The following is a 17,134-nucleotide window of genomic DNA, read 5'->3' on the forward strand; positions in this document are numbered from 1 at the left end:
ATCCTAAATTACAATGTTTCACGTGAAACACTATTGTATTGGTTGCCCCTTCATGGCAATACCAGAAATGTCGGCAGTAGTTTTACTACCTGCCTCTTCTCCCCCATCTTGGGTGTTGACTGTTGCTTTCTCTGGTAATTTTCGAGATGCACAGTTTTGTTGTGAACAAGATGTACAGCCTCGTTTAGTTTTAATATCTTCGTTTGCTGGCATTAAACCGATGATAGCCGTTACAGACTTACGTGGGAATAATAAATAGTTCTCTGTTACTTGTAAGCCAATCATCTCTGTTTTGATGATTTTAGCTAATTGTGGTTGGATTTCTAGTGGCCAGTTGCCATAACCAGGGCTAAAACGCCAAGTTGGCTTATAGCCTTGTTTTTTAGCAATTGTATTGATTACTTCGTTTACCTGATCAGCTACCTGTTCTACAGCAGTTGTGGCTGCTGCATCAAGTAATAAGCCTACCGTATAGTTACCTTGTTTAAATAATTGCTCACTACGAATTTCTACATCTTCTCCAACTGTTACACCTAATACGTATACTTTAGTAGATTTTTCTAGATGTTTTTCAATGATAGACCCTTCAATTTTAAGCGGTGGATTGCTTAAAATTGTTTTTGTTTCTGCATCGTAATCATATTCTTGATATACACCCCTAGGTGTAGCCAATAATTGGATTTCCTTACATGCTTCGTCAACATAGTTTTGTGGGAAATCTTCAGCGTGACGAAGTCCTGCGTATCGTTTTACTTCTGCTTTATCGATGGCAGGAAGCATTCCGTTATAGATGGGCATAGAAACGCCTCCTCTTCAAAATAAAAAGCTCTGCGTGTCCGTAGAGCGTGTGCTTACTGTTATTAATTGTATATATAAATCTTATAAAGTGATTTTTCTAGACTCTTAAGATTATCAATCTAATTACTATCTAACTAATAGTATATAGATATGAATAATACCTGTCAAAGTATATGGGGCCTGTATTCTCATATAATTTAGTAGTATATAGATATAGTTTAAAGTTATATCAAAATGATTTTTGTTCATAAAAGTTATTGGTGATGAAGGTTTTATATGTTTAATGTTAACCATAATGTTTCACGTGAAACAATTTATTAAATATAATCTAATAATTTGTTATGAGTATATAAGTATATTAATATTAGTTCATTACATTTCGTATATTATTGTTATATATAATGTTACCGATCAAAAGTTGATTACTTTATACCTTTTGCTAATGGTGTTGTTCTATAAATAAAAAAGATGATATAAAATAATTTTGTGTATATTTGTCTATAGGTATAGATTTATATTAATATGATAATTTTTTACTGTAAAATTTTTTATTAATTTTACAACTTAATTTTTGCGTTAGATTTAAATCCTTAAATGTTTCACGTGAAACATTTAATCGTAAAACTTATAAAACATTTGATGTAATTTTTCTTATTTTGTGTTGTACTATATAGTAAAGGAATAAATTGCTATGTTTCACGTGAAACAATAAAAAATAAGTGTTGTAATTATATTAATGAAGTTATTTACCTATAAGTTTATGTGCGTAATATAAATGTAAGTGGGAAAAATGTAGTAGATAAATAAAATAATATAGTAGATAAAAATTAATGAGAATTTGATTTATAAATACCGTAATTAGCATTGTTTTATGTTATAATGGAAAAGAAATATTTTGAACGAAGATGTGAGGTGAATTAAGTGGGCAAAGTTATAGCTATTACTAATCAAAAAGGCGGTGTTGGTAAAACTACAACATCAGTAAATTTGAGTGCTTGTTTAGCTGATGCAGGTAAAAAAGTATTACTGGTTGATTTGGATCCACAAGGTAATGCTAGTTCTGGGTTAGGTATTGAAAAGGATGATTTAGAGCTCTGTGTGCATGATGTTCTAATTGATGGAGAACCAATTGCTGATATTGTACAACCTACAATGCTTGAAAACCTATTTGTGGCGCCTGCAACAATTCAACTAGCTGGTGCTGAAGTAGAATTAGTTTCCGTTGTTTCACGTGAAACAATGTTGAAAAAAGCATTAGCGTCAGTAAGAGATACATATGATTTTATCGTTATTGACTGTCCACCATCTCTCGGGTTATTAACATTAAATGCCTTCACTGCTGCTGATAGTGTATTGATTCCGATTCAAAGTGAATTTTACGCATTGGAAGGGGTTAGTCAATTAGTTAAAACGATAACAATTGTACAACAAACATCAAATAAGGATCTTGAAATTGAAGGCGTGCTATTGACTATGTTTGATGGCCGCACAAATTTATCGATTCAAGTAGCCGATGAAGTAAAAAAATTCTTTGGCAATAAAGTATATAAAACAATTATTCCTCGTAATGTACGTTTAAGTGAGGCACCTAGTTATGGGGAGCCAATCATTGTATATGATCCAAAATCCAAAGGTGCTGATGTATATACGAAATTAGCTAAAGAGGTAATTAAAGCATCTAAAACTAAATAAGCACTAGAGATAAATAAGTATTAAAGCTCAATAAACACAAAAGCGAAGTAAGTACCTAAAGGTAATAAGTATCTGTTATATGTATGTATCTAATGCTAAGAATATTAGTTTTTGGTGGTTTGCGTGATTTACATATTTTAAATTTGTAAATATTTGTAAGGCCGAGAGAGGTTAGTTGTATGCCAAGAGAAATTAAAAGCAAAAAAAGCAAAGCGTCTGGATTGGGGAAGGGCCTTGAGAATTTAATGAAGGTTAACTCTGTAGAGTCTGTATTGCCTGAAAAGGAGATACATGAACTGCCAATTTCTGAGTTAGTTCCAAATGTAGATCAACCGCGTAAAAGTTTTGATGAAGATAGTCTAGCTACATTGGCTGAATCAATCAAGAATCTTGGTATTTTCCAACCGATTGTAGTTCGTAAACAAAAGAATAAATATCAAATTGTAGCTGGTGAGCGCCGTTATCGTGCTGCTATGATTGCTGGATTGAAAACAGTACCAGTTATTGTTAAAAAATATAATACCGAAGAAATGACAGAGGTTGCTCTTGTAGAGAACCTACAACGTGAAGGATTAGATCCCATTGAAGAAGCATTGGCTTATCAAGGATTGATGGATACTTATAAGCAAACGCAAGAAATGATTTCTGCTCGTCTTGGCCGTAGCCGTTCATATATTGCTAATATGGTTCGTCTTTTAAAATTATGTGATTCTGTACAAAAGGATCTTATCGAAGGTGATTTAACGGTTGGTCAAGCTCGTCCATTATTAGCGTTAAGAAGTGCAGCTCAACAAATAGAAGCAGCTGAACGTATTAAAGAGGGTGAGCTAAGTGCTAGACAAGCAGAGGCCCTTGTTAAGTCTATGCAAAATAAATCGTCTAAAGCAAAGACTGGTAAACCTCAAAATACGGCAGAGGTTCGTGCCCTAATGGACCGTTTAAAACTAAGCTTAGGGTCCCCTGTGAATATTAAATTCCGTGCAGGCAAAAAAGTACAAGGAAAAATTGAAATTGCTTTCTCCTCTGAAGCTGAATTAGAAAGACTTATTGCATATATGGATGGGCAAGATCAAACAGAAGATGCGGAAACAATAGAGTTTAGAGTATAATTGGCTAGCAAAAGCAAAAGCAAAAGCAAAAGCAAAAGCAAAAGCAAAAGCAAAAGCAAAAGCAAAAGCAAAAGCAAAAGCAATAGCAATAGCCGTAACACCAACAATAATAGTAACGATAATAATAACAACAATAACAATAATAACAGCTATAGCAATTGCAATAGTCGTAATAGTAATAATAACAATCTGCAGTAAAAGTGTAGTCTACGGGCTGCGCTTTTACTGTATTTTAAGAGATTATAATAAATAATAGGATAAGTTATTAGATAATTTATCAGAAGCTTTATAATATATTTGTAATATATATGAAGGTTAAGTAACAAGGATAGGTTATGGAACAAACACCTAAGGCAAACCGCATACATATTGGCTTTTTTGGCCGTTGTAATGCCGGTAAATCTACATTGATCAATATGTTAACTGATCAGCCTGTATCGTTAGTATCCGATGTGGCAGGGACTACAACAGATCCTGTAAGCAAAGCTATGGAAATTTTACCACTTGGCCCTGTGGTGATTACTGATACTGCTGGTATAGATGATACAACTGAATTAGGTGCATTGCGCATGGAGAAAACAGAAGAGGTCGTGAAAAAGATTAACTTGGCTGTTTATGTGCTTCGCACCGATGAAGAGCCAAACTCAGACGATATGCACTGGTTAGGTCTTTTGAAACAAAATAATGTACCTGTTGCACTTTTTATTAATGAGATTAATGCGGCGCTAAACAATTTAACGGAGTCTAAAGCTAGTGTAGGCAGAGATAAACTGGGAGAGCGTTATATAGCAGATCATACAGGTTTATCTGAATTGGTTACTGTCATTGGCTCTGCTGACTTCACATCTGATGCGAAACGATTAGAGTTGCTTGATCTACTCGGTGGGCTAACACCACTTGATGTAGAAGGGGAGCAAACTCTTTTACAAGGTTTAGTTGAAGAGGGGGATACAATCATTCTTGTATGTCCTATCGACAGTGCCGCACCAAAGGGGCGACTCATCTTGCCACAGGTACAGACTATCCGAGAAATTCTCGATCATAAAGGTTTAGCTTTAGTCTGCCAAACAGAAGAATTACCGGCTATGATTCACTCGCTTAAGAATCCCCCTAAAATGGTAATCTGTGACTCCCAAGCGTTTGATCGGGTTGATGAGTTGACGCCTGATTCGATTCCGTTGACGTCCTTTTCTATTTTGATGGCACGGTTCAAGGGAAAATTACAGGATTTAGTCACTGGTGTTAAGGCTATTAAGAATTTGAAAGCTGGTTCCAAGGTACTTATCAGTGAAGGTTGTACACATCGTCGTCAATGCGATGATATTGGGACTGTAAAAATACCTAATCTTTTAAAGAAGCAAGGTTATACAGATTTACAGTTAGAATTCACTAGTGGGGGAGCATTCCCTAAGGATGTATCACAGTATGATTTGATCATCCACTGTGGTGCTTGTATGCTAACACGCCGTGAGGTGTTACGTCGTATAGAATGCGCTGTTGTACAAGGTACACCCATTGTAAATTACGGTGTACTCATAGCAGCTCTACATGGTATACTAGAACGAGCAATAAGCCCATTTGTTGACGAACTAGAGGGCTAATAAATAGCCTAATAAATAGCATTGTAATATGTATGTAACACATACATTTAGATATACATTACATACTTGTTATATACATTGTTATATAGGTATCGTTTATCTATATTAGATATATTAAATTAAATTGCATGCAGTCATTTAACTTTCACAATAGGAGTGGTATAATTAACTGTTGGAGTTTTGATGATTGTATAGGAAGGAAAATACATGTTCGAATCGATTCAACCGTGGATAGGCATGGTTACCATCGTTCTTGTTATAGTGTTATTCGTATATTGTGTAATCTTACACATCCGTTTAGGTAGCTTGAAAAAGAAATACGATTTCTTTATGCAAGGGGAGCATGGTGCGAGCCTAGAGCGTAAATTATCTGTAGAGGTCAGTGAAATTCGCGATGCTGCGAAGGGCCTTGAGTCCTTGTTATCCGAGCAAGTGGCAATCCGCAATATTCAGAGTAATACGATACAAAAAATTGGCTTTATTAAGTATAATGCCTTTGAAAATATCGGAAATGATTTGTCCTTTGCGCTTACCTTGCTAGATGGCAACAATAATGGTATCTGTATCTCTAGTATTTACGGTCGTAGCGAATCTCGTATTTTTAGTAAACCTATTGTGAAAGGTAAAAGTTTAGTAAGTCTTTCACAAGAAGAATTAGAAAGTTTGAACGAAGCGTTGGGTGAGCGTACCAATGAGGAAGCGTTGACGAGCGCTATCGTCTCGAAATAAGGAAGTTTTATGTTGAAAATACCGGCATTCATTTCAAACAAAGTTGAAAGAAATGGTGACAACTGCATATTGACATTAACTACCAAGCAAGCGAAACTCGTTGCTATTATTGGTTCTGTAGTATTGATCTTGGCATTGGTACTCGGTATTTGGGGCATCGTGCGTCAAGCTGAGGTTGTGCAATTACGTCAACAAACGCAATTACAATCGGAACAGTTGAAATTGTTACAACAAAAAACAGAGGTTCTGGATAAGAAAATTCAAAACTTAAATCAAATTAGTGAAGAGAATAAGCAAATGCTGAAGGGCGCTGAATCTGGCACACCAGCTCAAGGTGGCGGGGATGGTAGCGACCCAAAGCAGGAAGCCGCTGATAATAGTGAAGCACAGACGTTAACAGCGGCACAATTATCGGCTCGACTATCCAAAATGGACAAGGAAGCACAAAAATTGCTTGTTAGTTTCTATACAATGCGCAATATCCTTCGCGATGGTGGCGCAAAAGATTTGATGGCATTACAATCCATCAATTTCTCCGCTGGTTCTGGTGGTGCTGTGAATAGTACGACACCTAGTATTTGGCCAAGTAAGGGCGTTATTACATCTCCATTTGGTAGCCGTGTTGACCCTGTTACGGGTGCTATTGGTGCATTCCATGAAGGTATCGATATTGCCGATGACTATGGTTCCCAAATCGTGGCTACTGCGGCAGGGGTGGTAACTTTTGCAGGGTATACAAGCGGTGGTTATGGTAATCTCGTTGAAATCGATCATGGCAATGGCTTTGTTACCCGTTATGGCCATAATAGTGCCGTATTGGTAACGGTAGGGATGAGTGTGAAACAAGGTCAAACCATAGCTTTGATGGGTAGTACTGGTAAAAGTACGGGCGCCCACGTTCACTATGAGGTACGCCTTAACAATACGCCTGTAGACCCTATGATCTTCTTACCAATTAGCAATTAAAAATATAAAAGCTTATATAAGACCTAAAAAGAACTTGTTATGCGTGCATATGCGCTCATAGCAAGTTCTTTTTCTTTCCTTTTGTATATATATATTGTAAAATAAAAGTATATGAACGGAGGTATATCTATGAAGGCCTATGTACAAGTTTATACCGGCGAAGGCAAAGGCAAAACAACTGCCGCAATTGGCCTAGCCATTCGTGCCATCGGCGCTGGCAAGAAAGTCCTCTTCTTACAATTTATGAAATCTAAAGTATATAGTGAACATACTATTTTACCTACCTTAACAAATTTAACGTTAGAAACTGTGGGCAAGCCATTCTTTATCATCAAAGAAGGCATGAAGAGTAAGGATGAACTTGCTAAATGGGGCGATGAAGTCGTTGTCTTTGAGTCTGGTAATCCTCCGAAGGATTATGTGGCTCTTATCGAAAAAGGCTATGAACGTGCACTCGCTGCGATCAGCAGTGGTGAGTACGACCTTGTTGTACTTGATGAGTACAATATGGCTCTCTTCTTTGAACTCATTACATGGGATAAAACTAAAGCTTTACTCGATGCTCGTCATCCAGAAACGGAACTCGTATTTACGGGCCGTGGGGCTCCTCAAGAATTAATTGATGAGGCCGATCTCGTAACGGAGATGAAAGAGATTAAACATTACTACTTACAAGGCGTAATGGCTCGAAAGGGCATTGAAAACTAATCATAGGAACACCTAAGGAGGTGATGTGGTTGAGTACAGTGGCTATTGTGGCCCTCGTTATTGTGGCCATCATTGTAGCACTCATCTTGACTATCCTACTGGCACCAATCACATATAGCATCGAAATTGATGGGCGGACACCATATCGTGGCGAGCTGCGTATCAAATGGCTGTGGCGCGTATTTTCACTCCACTTAGCGTACATTCAAAATAAACCATTTTTTAAGGAATTATACGTTTTAGGTGTACTTAAGATCGGTCCTGTAAAAGACTATGAACAATGGCTTGAAAATCGTGTAGATGAAGAATATCAAAAGGTAATGGATGATGACGGCGACATATCACAAGCAGAAGCTTTTGCAAAGGCTATGCAAGGAGGCGGACAAGGTCCAACTGCAAGCTCTAGCGGCACAAGCTTTGATGACTTGAAGAGCGCCCAAGGCTCCGATACAATTTTTGATGATGACGAATCACCAGGGGCGGGGAGCGCACCTAGGGCAAAGGAGCGCATTGAGCGACCTGATGCGGCTTCTGAGGATATGGATGCACAAGCTCGTGCTGAGCGGTATGATTCGATACAACAAGATCCAACGGCTCATATTCAAGATGATGATGAAGTAATAAGTCATGTTACTTTCAATAGTGACGGATCTATCAAGGAAAAGGTATTTACAAAGGTAAATGATATTAAAACGACTGTGAAACAACGTTTTGGAAAGCCTGATCCCAATGATCCGGTAGCATCATTCAAGTCTGAAATTCCTACATTCTGGTTCATGAAACACTTGAGAAATACAGAGTTGTGGCGTCAGATATTCCTTGTGTCGAAACGATGCTATAACCACTCTAAACCACGTGATATGGCTATAGAGGGCCGATTTGGCATTGGCGATCCGTATCGGATGGGGCTTATTGCATCTATGTTATATAGCATTTGGCCTGAGCAAGCAGAGTCTATTGAAATAGATTATGTGAACTGGGTAGCTGAAGGCAGCGGTCATATCAAAGGTCGTATGATTCTTGCCATATTGGCGTGGTATGGTACTAGATTCTTGGTATCTAAACCTATGCGTTCCCTATTGGGTGAAAGTGCTCGTGTCTTCTGGGTTAAACGGAAGGAAGCCAAGCAACTAGAAAAGCTAAAAGCCGAACAGGGTCAAACAGCGTAAGGATATATAAAGTCAATTGAGTATATGAGCTGTATTATTATAGCTATAATAATAATACTTTCACAAAAAGCGGAGGTACTGTGATGGAGAACAGTAATGTAAAAGAGAATTTGGAAGTCCTATTCGAGAAGTTTAAAAATATGATTAAAGTGGAAACTGTAGTTGGTGAAGCTGTGCAAATCGGCGATACTACACTCGTTCCATTCGTTGATGTAACCTTTGGCTTCGGTACTGGTACAAACCATTGCACAGCCAATAAAAGCCAAGAATCTGGCGGCGGTGGCGGTGGTGCCAAAATGGAACCAAGTGCGATCCTTGTTATTAAAGGTGACCGCATCGAATTGTTCAATATTAAGGGCAACCCTTACAGTAGCAGCTTTGATCGTCTTATCGGTTTGGTGCCTGATCTCGTGTCCAAATTGAAATCCGATAAATACATCTATTTAAATGATGAACAATAATTCGGTGAATAATAAACCATAATTTGATGACAAATTATAAATAATTGGTGAAAGCCGAAATGCCCACATGTGTGTTCTGAATATGTTTGTATCGACTGCTTTAAGGGTCTCAGAGTATGCTTGTGGGTATTATTTTAAGTTCTAATAACTTTCATAAGTAGTTCATAGGCCTTTATTATGCTATTTATCATAGTCTTGTGAAAGTTAGCAAGATTTGTTATAGTAAAAATAGTACACTATTGGATTGTATAGTGAAACTTTTAATCGAGGAGGATTTCAGATGAAATTATCTAAAAAATTGACTACCTTAGCTATCGTTGGTGCTATGTCTGCTACTGCTGCAGTAGCAAGTGCTGCTAACATTGGCTTAGTAAATATGAGCCAAGTAGTAAATAGCTACCCTGGCTACGGTGCATTAGATATGAAAATGCAACAAGTAGACGCTCAATACCGTCCACAAATTGAAAAAAAAGTACAAGAAATTGAAAAAATTAAAGACTCTGCACAAGCAGAAGCAGAATTCAACAAAACTGTAGCTCCATTGCTTCAAAAAGAAAACGAAGAAATCAATAAAATTGCTCAACCTATGATGCAAGCAATTCACAACACTGTTGAAGCTATCCGCGTTGAAAAACAAATGGACGTAGTATTGGATGACCCATACACAATTCGTGCTGCTGACGCTAACAGCAAAATCGAAAACATTACTAACGAAGTAATTAGCCGTCTTAAAAAATAATAAGCACAAAACCCCCTAACTGAGGTATCAGCTAGGGGGTTATTTATTAAAATACATTTGGATGAATCCGATAAAGGAGTGAGATTTAATGAAAGATTTTAAAGCATTAGCCACAGAGCGGTATTCGGTTCGAAAATTCGATAGTCGACCAGTGGAGCAGGAGAAGGTAGATATGTTACTAGCAGTCGCTCGATTAGCACCTACGGCGCACAATTATCAGCCGCAACGATTGCTCGTGTTAAATACAGAAGATAGCTTAAACAAACTAAAAGATTGTACAAATGGCCATTTTAATGCACCGTTAGCAATTATCGTTTGTTATGATAATACGGTGAGCTGGAAGCGAGAATACGATGATGCGGATATGGGGGTTGTAGATGCTAGCATTGTGGGATCTCACATCATGTTTACCGTAGCCGATATCGGTCTAGGTACAACGTGGATTGCTCACTTTGATCCTGCTAAAGTACGCAAGGCATATAACTTGCCTGATGCTATCATCCCTGTAGCCATCTTCCCAATTGGTTATCCTCATCCAGACTGTGTTCCTGCACCGGGCCATACAAAACGCTTTGATGTGGGGGAATTTACAACTTATAACTCCTTTTAAAAGAATACTCTTTAGATTGTGTATTATCCTGTGGGTATTTAATAACTATGGATATAACTGAACCACTAAATAGCTATATAAAACCTAATAACTATAGTATTTCTTTTTAATACATACACCATATAAAAAGGACAGTTGCTTGTATCAACTGTCCTTTGGTATTTTATTCAGGTTTGTGAATGAGGTTTACAACGAACTCGCTGTCTTCTACGAGTGTTGCTTGGATGTAGTTATCGCCGTTGAATTCCAATACTTGGCCTGGTACGAGTACATGTTCTTCAGTTTCGTTAAGAAGTACTTGTACTTTACCTTTTACTACTGTAAAGATAACATTAGCTTCTGGGTGGTTGTGTTTTTCAACTTGTTCACCAGCTTTGCCGCCTTTTTTTACGATTACATAGTTAGGACCTTGGAATAATAAACCTAATTCTTGATTAACTGTGCCTGCCATAATAGACCTCCTAATTCTAGCTTTTTATGTTCTGAAAGCTTACGCTAACATTTAATTTTACATTGTGTAATTACCTTATAATTATATTATAAATGATATTGCTTATCAATGCTGTGCCTATAGCTACAGTTTTTAAAAAATATGTTACATTCAACATTGTATGCTTTTTTTACCTATATTGAGTAAAATAGGGTGGAGTAAATGTTGGTAGATTGGATATATAAAGATTAATTAAATATACAACGATACATTTACTATATAAAAAACGAACGTAACCTGTTACGTTCGTTTTTTCGTCCATTTTCATCCGTTTATATTTTCTTAATCAAACGAACTGTTATGGATTTATTTTTTCTTAATTGTATATAAACGTGTACCGTTTTCTTCTGTTGTTACAAGTTCAAATGCTGGATCGATAGCTTTTACAAAGGCCTCGAACCATGTTTGGTAAGCTAATGCCATGAACTTAGGGTCAACGCCCGCTGTACGCCAGTAGCCTGCTTGTAATCTGTGGTCGCCAACCCAGGTAAATTCATCTGGACTTTCAGAAACCACTTGGTCACCACCATCGCAAGGCATGCCATTTACGTAGAAGTTTTGTAACGCATTGTAAATCGCTGGTGCAGTGTGTTCTTCAAGGTTATCTTGAGCCACAACACCACATGCTTGGCCTTGTACTGCAAAGGCATCTAGAATAGCGGTTACTACGTGTACTGCTTCATCGCCGGAATTTGTGTCGAGCATATCTTTGATGAAAGCTGCTTCACGAACGGAAGCAATATTGATTTGGTTAGCTAACCAGCCGTGAATATTGCCATGGTCGATGATGTTTTCCAAGGGAATGCTTGGATTAATTGGCTCGCCGTATGTATCTACGGAGATGGAGTGTAGTTCCTCCGCCAAATCATCAACAACTTTAGATGTTTTTTCTAAAATCAAATTTTCACGCTCAACGAGCAATTGAATTTTGCGATATAACCAGTAATGGATGTGACCTAAGAATGCGGACATATTAAGCTCCTTTTCGTGCTGTTTCTAATTTCTCTACTAAATCGTATACATTAAAACCGTGGATTTCTGCTGCTTGCCATAATGGCTCAGCTGTTGCAGATGGGCAACCTAGGCAACCCATACCAATACCTTGTAATACAGGTACAACATGTGGATAGGTTTCAACGATGTCGCGAATAATTGTGTCTGGAGTGATAGGGGAACCTGCTTCGAGACGTGGTGCTTCCACTTCAGGATCGTTACCTTGACCAGGCAAGAACACAGCTGGTTCTTCGGATTTGCTTTCAGCTGGAGTCCCTTCAAGGTCGCCCAATACAGCTGCTTTGAAAGCCTCTAAACCAATGCGGTCGATGAATTCGCCCATGCGTTCGATTTGTGCGTTTTCTTTATAGTATGCGATGATTCGATCAACTAATGCAAGAGCTTCTTTTTCTGTTTTAACTTCTGCGATGAGGTCGCCGATGCGAGGATGCGCACCGCCGCTACCGCCAGCGTATACATTCCAACCGTCTACAGTACCGATAACGCCCACATCTTTCATGCGGCTTTCAGTACAAGAGTTTGGACAACCGGACACGCCGATTTTCATTTTACTTGGCATTTCAAGAGATAAATATTTGCGTTCAATTTGCATGCCAAGGTGTACGCTGTCTTGTTTAGCGCGTTTACAGAAGGTAGTACCTGGGCAGATTTTTACGCTGCGCACGCGGTTGGACACAGTGTACGCTGGCTCCATGCCAAGCATTTCCCATGCTTTATCTACGTCTTCTGCTTTCAAATTCGTAATCATAATGCGTTGGCTGCCAGTTAATTTAAGAACAGCGCCGAACTCATTTGCTACGTCGATATATTTTTGTAATTGATCTGGTTGAATGAAACCTGCAGGAACGCGAGGTGTAATTGCATAACGGCGTTGACCGTTTTTTATGCGTTGTAAATTTGCTGCAATTTGTGCCATATTAAATCCTTTCTCGAGCCCTCTCTGCGGAGAATAGTGGCTAAAACTACTTAGTTAATCTATAAAACTCTTTATATATTAATTATTTACGCCCTAGGGTTTTGTGAAAGCTTCGCACATATATACGGACAAGTGGGATGAGATCAACTAGGCGATGCCTCATCAAAACCCGGCGTAATGATCAGTATGGGTATTTAGAATACTGACCCGACGCTCTTAGTATAAACCATTTTAACAAACAATAATGTAACTCAAGCTACAAAAATAGAACTTTTTTAATATTAATTATTGATTGTTTACTAACTATCATTATATACGATACTGTTTACAGATGAAACCCAAGGTTACATATCGTATAATAGACATATAGAATGTTCTTGATGTAGGAGAAACGATGAAAGTCCTTTACGATACTATTTTAAAAGCAACATACATAGGCCGCCCGAATCGTTTTGTGGTGACTTTAGATTTGAATGGTGAAAGTGTGCTCGCTCATTTGCCAAATCCTGGTCGCATGTGGGAGCTCTTGTTTACGGGGGTAACGATGTACATCGTGCCTCACGACAAGCCGGATGCAAAGACGAAATATCGCGTGGTAGGCATCGAGCGCGATGGCGTTGTTATCATGCTCGATACAAACTACAGCAACGATGTGGCGCAACATTTGATTGAAAATAAACGTATCCCTGGTTGGGAGGAGTGGTGCGTAGTGAGACGGGAGTATACGGTTAAACTACACGGCACATCATCTCGCTTTGATTTGCTCCTCACCAATGATAAGGGGGATGAGTTTTTATTGGAGGTTAAGTCTTGTACCTTGTTCTCCAAGACGGGAGCCATGTTCCCTGATGCTATTACAGAGCGAGGCCGCAAGCACTTATTGCATCTGAAAGAATTACAAAATGAAGGCTACCACACGGGTGTTCTATTCCTCGTACAATGGGACCAAGCGCAGTGGTTCTTGCCAGATTATCATACGGATTTGGAATTTGCCAAAACCTTTAAAGAGGTGGCACCTTCATTAGATTGGAAAGCCGTTGCTGTGGCGTGGGATGAGACTTTCACCATGCCTACGGTGACACATGAATGTTCCTATCCTAGTAGTATCCTCGACACAGAGGCTCATGATAGTGGCGTGTATGTGATGGTCATGCACCTCAATTACGATCTAGATCTCGAAATTGGTTCTAAAGGGATGATGCATTTTAAACCTGGTTACTATATGTACGTTGGTTCCGCGAAGGCAAATTTAACGAAACGCATTGAACGTCATAAACGAAAACGGAAGAAAATGCATTGGCATCTAGATTACTTCCGCGGTCACTGTGAAATGATAGCGGGCTTGCCGATTCGTACTAGTGGGCGGCCGCAGGCTATGACAATTTCTGCTCAGGAACGGCGTAAAGGTAAACTCTCTGATGATTCGGCTGCTCGTGAAAGCACAGATGTAGATTTAACCAAAATTGACGTAGAATGTGCTCTCGCTGATGCGGTGCGAGCTATTGCGGAATGGAATGTACCGAACTTTGGGTGTAGCGACTGTGAATGCAATAGCCATCTATTCGGAATGAGTGAAAATCCGATACACAATAAAAAATTTATGAACGTAATAGAAAATTACAGGATGAATATGCTAGATGAACTAGTTAATAGGTAATTATTATTGATGGGGCCCGAGAACTATATACGTAATTAATTAAAAAGTGCTATTACCTATCTCTTCGCTCCATAGTGACCTAAGTCGCTCATCAATAGGTAATAGCACTTTTTAAAACACTAGCTATAGAGGTGTCCCATCAATAATAATATAGTCCTATCCATAGTTATCCCAGCATATTCATTCTATAGTTTCTACATAGAGAGAGGGGAGGTTTTGTGTATGAGGTTGTTTGTTAAGTTTGTGTTGTTAGGTATCGTTGGTGTTTGTAGTGTTGTGTTGAGTGGTTGTTCTTTCATTTGGACGACGGAGAATGGTGATCCTGCGACACCAGAGGATATCAAGTCTAGTGTGGAGAAGGAGTTTTCGGCTGTGCATCCGAAGCTTGTTCTTCAGTCATCTGTGGTGGAGAAGGAGAAGCCATTCCAGCGAAATGTGTATGTGTTTTATGATGAAAGTAATGGTTTTTCCTTTACTACAAATTCTGTAGTCAAGTCGCCAACATTGCCGGCCCCTGGTGGCGAGCGAAAAAATGATGCGGATTTTGTGTATGCTGATGCATATTTGAATCATTTGAATGGTAGGGTTAGCAATTTAACTAAACAGTATGGTATGCAAACGGCTACGGTTGATGAGCAGCATATGCTAATGGATTCTAAATTAAAACGACGTGCTGGACAGAGTGATGTATCTTTATTTGATGAAGGAGAATTTATATTTGTAGATGATACCGTGAAGGGTGCTGATATGGTAGCAGTGTTAAAGGGGATTTATAATCTCTACTCGCCAAATAATGATAAACACTTATTGAGTGCTTCGTACGGTCGCAAGGTTACCTTCTATTACTTACCTAAAGGTGAGGTAGATAAAACAAAGGCTCAGTATATAAAAGGGTTCCGATTCCTCAGTAAAAACAAAGATTGGCGAGAGACATTGTTAGAAAATTATGGTAGTGAAAGTATGGATACACAACAGTTGGAACGTAATCTAGCCAGTAGTTTACAAGCTATGGTTAAGTAAATAGCAAGTATTGTTTAGTACATATCTATTATTAATAAGTAAGCCTCGACTGTATTATTAAGATTGAAATTAACAATATATACAAACGACGTGTAGTATTATCTACACGTCGTTTGTATATATGAGCTATTTTATTTTTCGTTCAATACTATAGGATGTTTCTTTTGTGTTTCTTTCATAATGAAAGCGATGAAAACTAATGTAGCCTCAAAGGTAACAACAACGATGTCTAGAGCAATCATATGTCCCCATGTACTAGTGAGCCAACCCATGAATGGACCAGAGAAGAAGGATAGGAAATAGCTAGAGGCCCCTACGAGACCTGTAGCAAGGCCAATTTGTTTGTGGCTGACACCATCTTGTGCGATTGTATAGCCTAGTACATAAATGGCATGAAGGCCAATTCCCATAATCGCACCAATGATATATAAGAGAATAGAGGCTTTAGGGATGAAGTGAAATACTAGAATGCCGCAGATTGTATTTAACAAAGCTAGTGCCACGATGGTTGGCTTGCGACCAAACTTATCGGCGAAGAAGCCTAGAATTACGCCGGAGAGACCGCCTATGCCGTATACCATACCAAAGAATTGCCCTGCTTCTGCAGCACTAAAGCCTTTAAAGGTCATAAATAAGTATGGTCCCATGGAAGCAAAGCCCCAATAAGGTACGATATTTAAAATTTGAATAAGAATGGCAAGCCATACAATCTTATTAGTCCCTACCGTCTTTATTGCTTCAATAAGATTCATACCTTTCACATCTGTAGAGCTGTCGGTGTATTTTTTACGGAAACCAAAGTAGAGTAATGCGCCGAATAGAGCGGTAACTAAGCCCATATTGAGCAGACCGTGGGTCCAATCGCCCGTTGCAGAGAGACTATATCCATAATAGGCAGGTCCTACATAAGCGCCAATGGAGTAGAAAGTCATCATGAGCCCGTTGAGCATAGCCCTTGCGGCGGGGAAGATGGAACCTGCTACTGAGTACATGACGATATTCCAGATACCTTCAGCCATGCCAAAGATGGTGCGGGCTAAACCTACTTGAATGGCATCAGAGGCTTTGGTTACAATCGCTGTCATAATACCAAGGAAAATCATACTAGATACAAGTAAACGTTTGCGACCAAATCTATCGGCTAAATAACCTGCCGGAATATCGATAATTGCTTGACCTAGTGTAAATATAGTACCAATGGTGCCTACCTCAATTGGGGTTAATGCTAACTGCGCCGCAATGGCTTTTAAACCGACACTAAAGGATAGTCGATTTGCTGAGTAGAATGCATAGCCTACAGCGAGTAAGATTAATTGGACCCATATGATCATGGGGATTTTAGGAATATGAAATTTTGATTTCTCGTCGTTCATATGTATCGCCTTTCATGAACCTATATACAATGAGAATTTATATGTATATAGAAAAAGAATAATAATAAAGTAATGTTATTTT

The 17,134-nt window shown here is 38.6% G+C and carries 17 protein-coding genes; 12 read left to right on the forward strand and 5 right to left on the reverse strand.

The genetic code is table 11. The features are described from left to right. Positions 1 to 30: 30 nt before the first annotated feature. Positions 31 to 798 carry a methionine synthase gene (locus HMPREF0874_RS04425; protein ID WP_039965172.1) on the reverse strand — a complete coding sequence of 256 codons (768 nt, stop codon included), beginning with the start codon at positions 796 to 798 and terminating at the stop codon, positions 31 to 33. Between the two features lie 921 nt (positions 799 to 1,719). On the opposite strand from HMPREF0874_RS04425, the gene HMPREF0874_RS04430 reads away from it, so the two are divergent. The 10 genes from HMPREF0874_RS04430 to HMPREF0874_RS04475 all read left to right on the forward strand — a co-directional run bounded on the left by HMPREF0874_RS04430 (position 1,720) and on the right by HMPREF0874_RS04475 (position 10,582). Beyond that, positions 1,720 to 2,490 carry a ParA family protein gene (locus tag HMPREF0874_RS04430; RefSeq protein WP_004698040.1) on the forward strand — a complete coding sequence of 257 codons (771 nt, stop codon included), beginning with the start codon at positions 1,720 to 1,722 and terminating at the stop codon, positions 2,488 to 2,490. Positions 2,491 to 2,669: 179 nt separating this feature from the next. Beyond that, complete coding sequence (locus HMPREF0874_RS04435; protein WP_008601901.1) at positions 2,670 to 3,599, forward strand: ParB/RepB/Spo0J family partition protein; 930 nt, start codon at positions 2,670 to 2,672, stop codon at positions 3,597 to 3,599. Between the two features lie 335 nt (positions 3,600 to 3,934). Then, entirely contained in the window at positions 3,935 to 5,200 is a 1,266-nt protein-coding gene (gene hydF, locus HMPREF0874_RS04440) for a [FeFe] hydrogenase H-cluster maturation GTPase HydF (protein WP_008601902.1), read from the forward strand. 207 nt (positions 5,201 to 5,407) lie between these two features. Then, positions 5,408 to 5,929 (forward strand): DUF4446 family protein, encoded by a 522-nt coding sequence (locus HMPREF0874_RS04445; RefSeq protein ID WP_004694397.1) that lies wholly within the window; start codon positions 5,408 to 5,410, stop codon positions 5,927 to 5,929. Positions 5,930 to 5,938: 9 nt separating this feature from the next. Then, a complete protein-coding gene (locus HMPREF0874_RS04450) occupies positions 5,939 to 6,895 on the forward strand; it encodes a M23 family metallopeptidase (RefSeq protein WP_008601903.1) in 957 nt (318 codons plus the stop codon). Positions 6,896 to 7,024: 129 nt separating this feature from the next. Continuing rightward, the gene (locus tag HMPREF0874_RS04455) at positions 7,025 to 7,603 is read left to right on the forward strand and encodes a cob(I)yrinic acid a,c-diamide adenosyltransferase (protein ID WP_004694402.1); all 579 of its coding nucleotides are present in this window, start codon (positions 7,025 to 7,027) and stop codon (positions 7,601 to 7,603) included. A 29-nt stretch (positions 7,604 to 7,632) separates the two neighbouring features. Next, complete coding sequence (locus tag HMPREF0874_RS04460; RefSeq protein ID WP_039965175.1) at positions 7,633 to 8,772, forward strand: hypothetical protein; 1,140 nt, start codon at positions 7,633 to 7,635, stop codon at positions 8,770 to 8,772. A gap of 83 nt (positions 8,773 to 8,855) precedes the next feature. Beyond that, entirely contained in the window at positions 8,856 to 9,233 is a 378-nt protein-coding gene (locus HMPREF0874_RS04465) for a GerW family sporulation protein (protein ID WP_004698027.1), read from the forward strand. 280 nt (positions 9,234 to 9,513) lie between these two features. Continuing rightward, entirely contained in the window at positions 9,514 to 9,972 is a 459-nt protein-coding gene (locus tag HMPREF0874_RS04470; RefSeq protein WP_004698051.1) for an OmpH family outer membrane protein, read from the forward strand. A gap of 88 nt (positions 9,973 to 10,060) precedes the next feature. Beyond that, a complete protein-coding gene (locus HMPREF0874_RS04475) occupies positions 10,061 to 10,582 on the forward strand; it encodes a nitroreductase family protein (protein ID WP_008601906.1) in 522 nt (173 codons plus the stop codon). Positions 10,583 to 10,745: 163 nt separating this feature from the next. On the opposite strand, the gene HMPREF0874_RS04480 is transcribed toward HMPREF0874_RS04475, so the two are convergent. From HMPREF0874_RS04480 to HMPREF0874_RS04490, 3 genes are all read right to left on the reverse strand, one after another. Next, a complete protein-coding gene (locus tag HMPREF0874_RS04480; RefSeq protein ID WP_008601907.1) occupies positions 10,746 to 11,033 on the reverse strand; it encodes a cupin domain-containing protein in 288 nt (95 codons plus the stop codon). A gap of 345 nt (positions 11,034 to 11,378) precedes the next feature. Continuing rightward, positions 11,379 to 12,044: a hypothetical protein gene (locus HMPREF0874_RS04485; protein ID WP_008601908.1), complete on the reverse strand. Its 666-nt coding sequence runs from the start codon at positions 12,042 to 12,044 to the stop codon at positions 11,379 to 11,381. A 1-nt stretch (position 12,045) separates the two neighbouring features. Beyond that, positions 12,046 to 13,002, reverse strand: coding sequence for a DUF1858 domain-containing protein (locus HMPREF0874_RS04490; protein WP_008601910.1), 957 nt, complete (start codon positions 13,000 to 13,002; stop codon positions 12,046 to 12,048). A 394-nt stretch (positions 13,003 to 13,396) separates the two neighbouring features. Here HMPREF0874_RS04490 and sfsA point away from each other — a divergent pair, with 394 nt between their 5' ends. Together sfsA and HMPREF0874_RS04500 are read left to right on the forward strand one after the other, a co-directional pair. Beyond that, a complete protein-coding gene (gene sfsA, locus HMPREF0874_RS04495; protein ID WP_008601911.1) occupies positions 13,397 to 14,659 on the forward strand; it encodes a DNA/RNA nuclease SfsA in 1,263 nt (420 codons plus the stop codon). Between the two features lie 222 nt (positions 14,660 to 14,881). Continuing rightward, the gene (locus tag HMPREF0874_RS04500) at positions 14,882 to 15,679 is read left to right on the forward strand and encodes a hypothetical protein (RefSeq protein ID WP_008601913.1); all 798 of its coding nucleotides are present in this window, start codon (positions 14,882 to 14,884) and stop codon (positions 15,677 to 15,679) included. A gap of 131 nt (positions 15,680 to 15,810) precedes the next feature. On the opposite strand, the gene HMPREF0874_RS04505 is transcribed toward HMPREF0874_RS04500, so the two are convergent. Next, entirely contained in the window at positions 15,811 to 17,052 is a 1,242-nt protein-coding gene (locus HMPREF0874_RS04505) for an MFS transporter (RefSeq protein ID WP_008601915.1), read from the reverse strand. Positions 17,053 to 17,134: the final 82 nt, after the last annotated feature.

The sequence above is a fragment of the Veillonella sp. 6_1_27 genome (assembly GCF_000163735.1).
Classification (GTDB): Bacteria; Bacillota; Negativicutes; order Veillonellales; family Veillonellaceae; genus Veillonella; species Veillonella parvula_A.

Coding starts and splice junctions, on each gene's coding strand:
- HMPREF0874_RS04425 (WP_039965172.1), bottom strand. CDS start 798: ATGCCCATCTATAACGGAATGCTTCCTGCCATCGATAAAGCAGAAGTA.
- HMPREF0874_RS04435 (WP_008601901.1), top strand. CDS start 2,670: ATGCCAAGAGAAATTAAAAGCAAAAAAAGCAAAGCGTCTGGATTGGGG.
- hydF (WP_008601902.1), top strand. CDS start 3,935: ATGGAACAAACACCTAAGGCAAACCGCATACATATTGGCTTTTTTGGC.
- HMPREF0874_RS04445 (WP_004694397.1), top strand. CDS start 5,408: ATGTTCGAATCGATTCAACCGTGGATAGGCATGGTTACCATCGTTCTT.
- HMPREF0874_RS04450 (WP_008601903.1), top strand. CDS start 5,939: ATGTTGAAAATACCGGCATTCATTTCAAACAAAGTTGAAAGAAATGGT.
- HMPREF0874_RS04455 (WP_004694402.1), top strand. CDS start 7,025: ATGAAGGCCTATGTACAAGTTTATACCGGCGAAGGCAAAGGCAAAACA.
- HMPREF0874_RS04465 (WP_004698027.1), top strand. CDS start 8,856: ATGGAGAACAGTAATGTAAAAGAGAATTTGGAAGTCCTATTCGAGAAG.
- HMPREF0874_RS04470 (WP_004698051.1), top strand. CDS start 9,514: ATGAAATTATCTAAAAAATTGACTACCTTAGCTATCGTTGGTGCTATG.
- HMPREF0874_RS04475 (WP_008601906.1), top strand. CDS start 10,061: ATGAAAGATTTTAAAGCATTAGCCACAGAGCGGTATTCGGTTCGAAAA.
- HMPREF0874_RS04480 (WP_008601907.1), bottom strand. CDS start 11,033: ATGGCAGGCACAGTTAATCAAGAATTAGGTTTATTATTCCAAGGTCCT.
- HMPREF0874_RS04485 (WP_008601908.1), bottom strand. CDS start 12,044: ATGTCCGCATTCTTAGGTCACATCCATTACTGGTTATATCGCAAAATT.
- HMPREF0874_RS04490 (WP_008601910.1), bottom strand. CDS start 13,002: ATGGCACAAATTGCAGCAAATTTACAACGCATAAAAAACGGTCAACGC.
- sfsA (WP_008601911.1), top strand. CDS start 13,397: ATGAAAGTCCTTTACGATACTATTTTAAAAGCAACATACATAGGCCGC.
- HMPREF0874_RS04500 (WP_008601913.1), top strand. CDS start 14,882: ATGAGGTTGTTTGTTAAGTTTGTGTTGTTAGGTATCGTTGGTGTTTGT.
- HMPREF0874_RS04505 (WP_008601915.1), bottom strand. CDS start 17,052: ATGAACGACGAGAAATCAAAATTTCATATTCCTAAAATCCCCATGATC.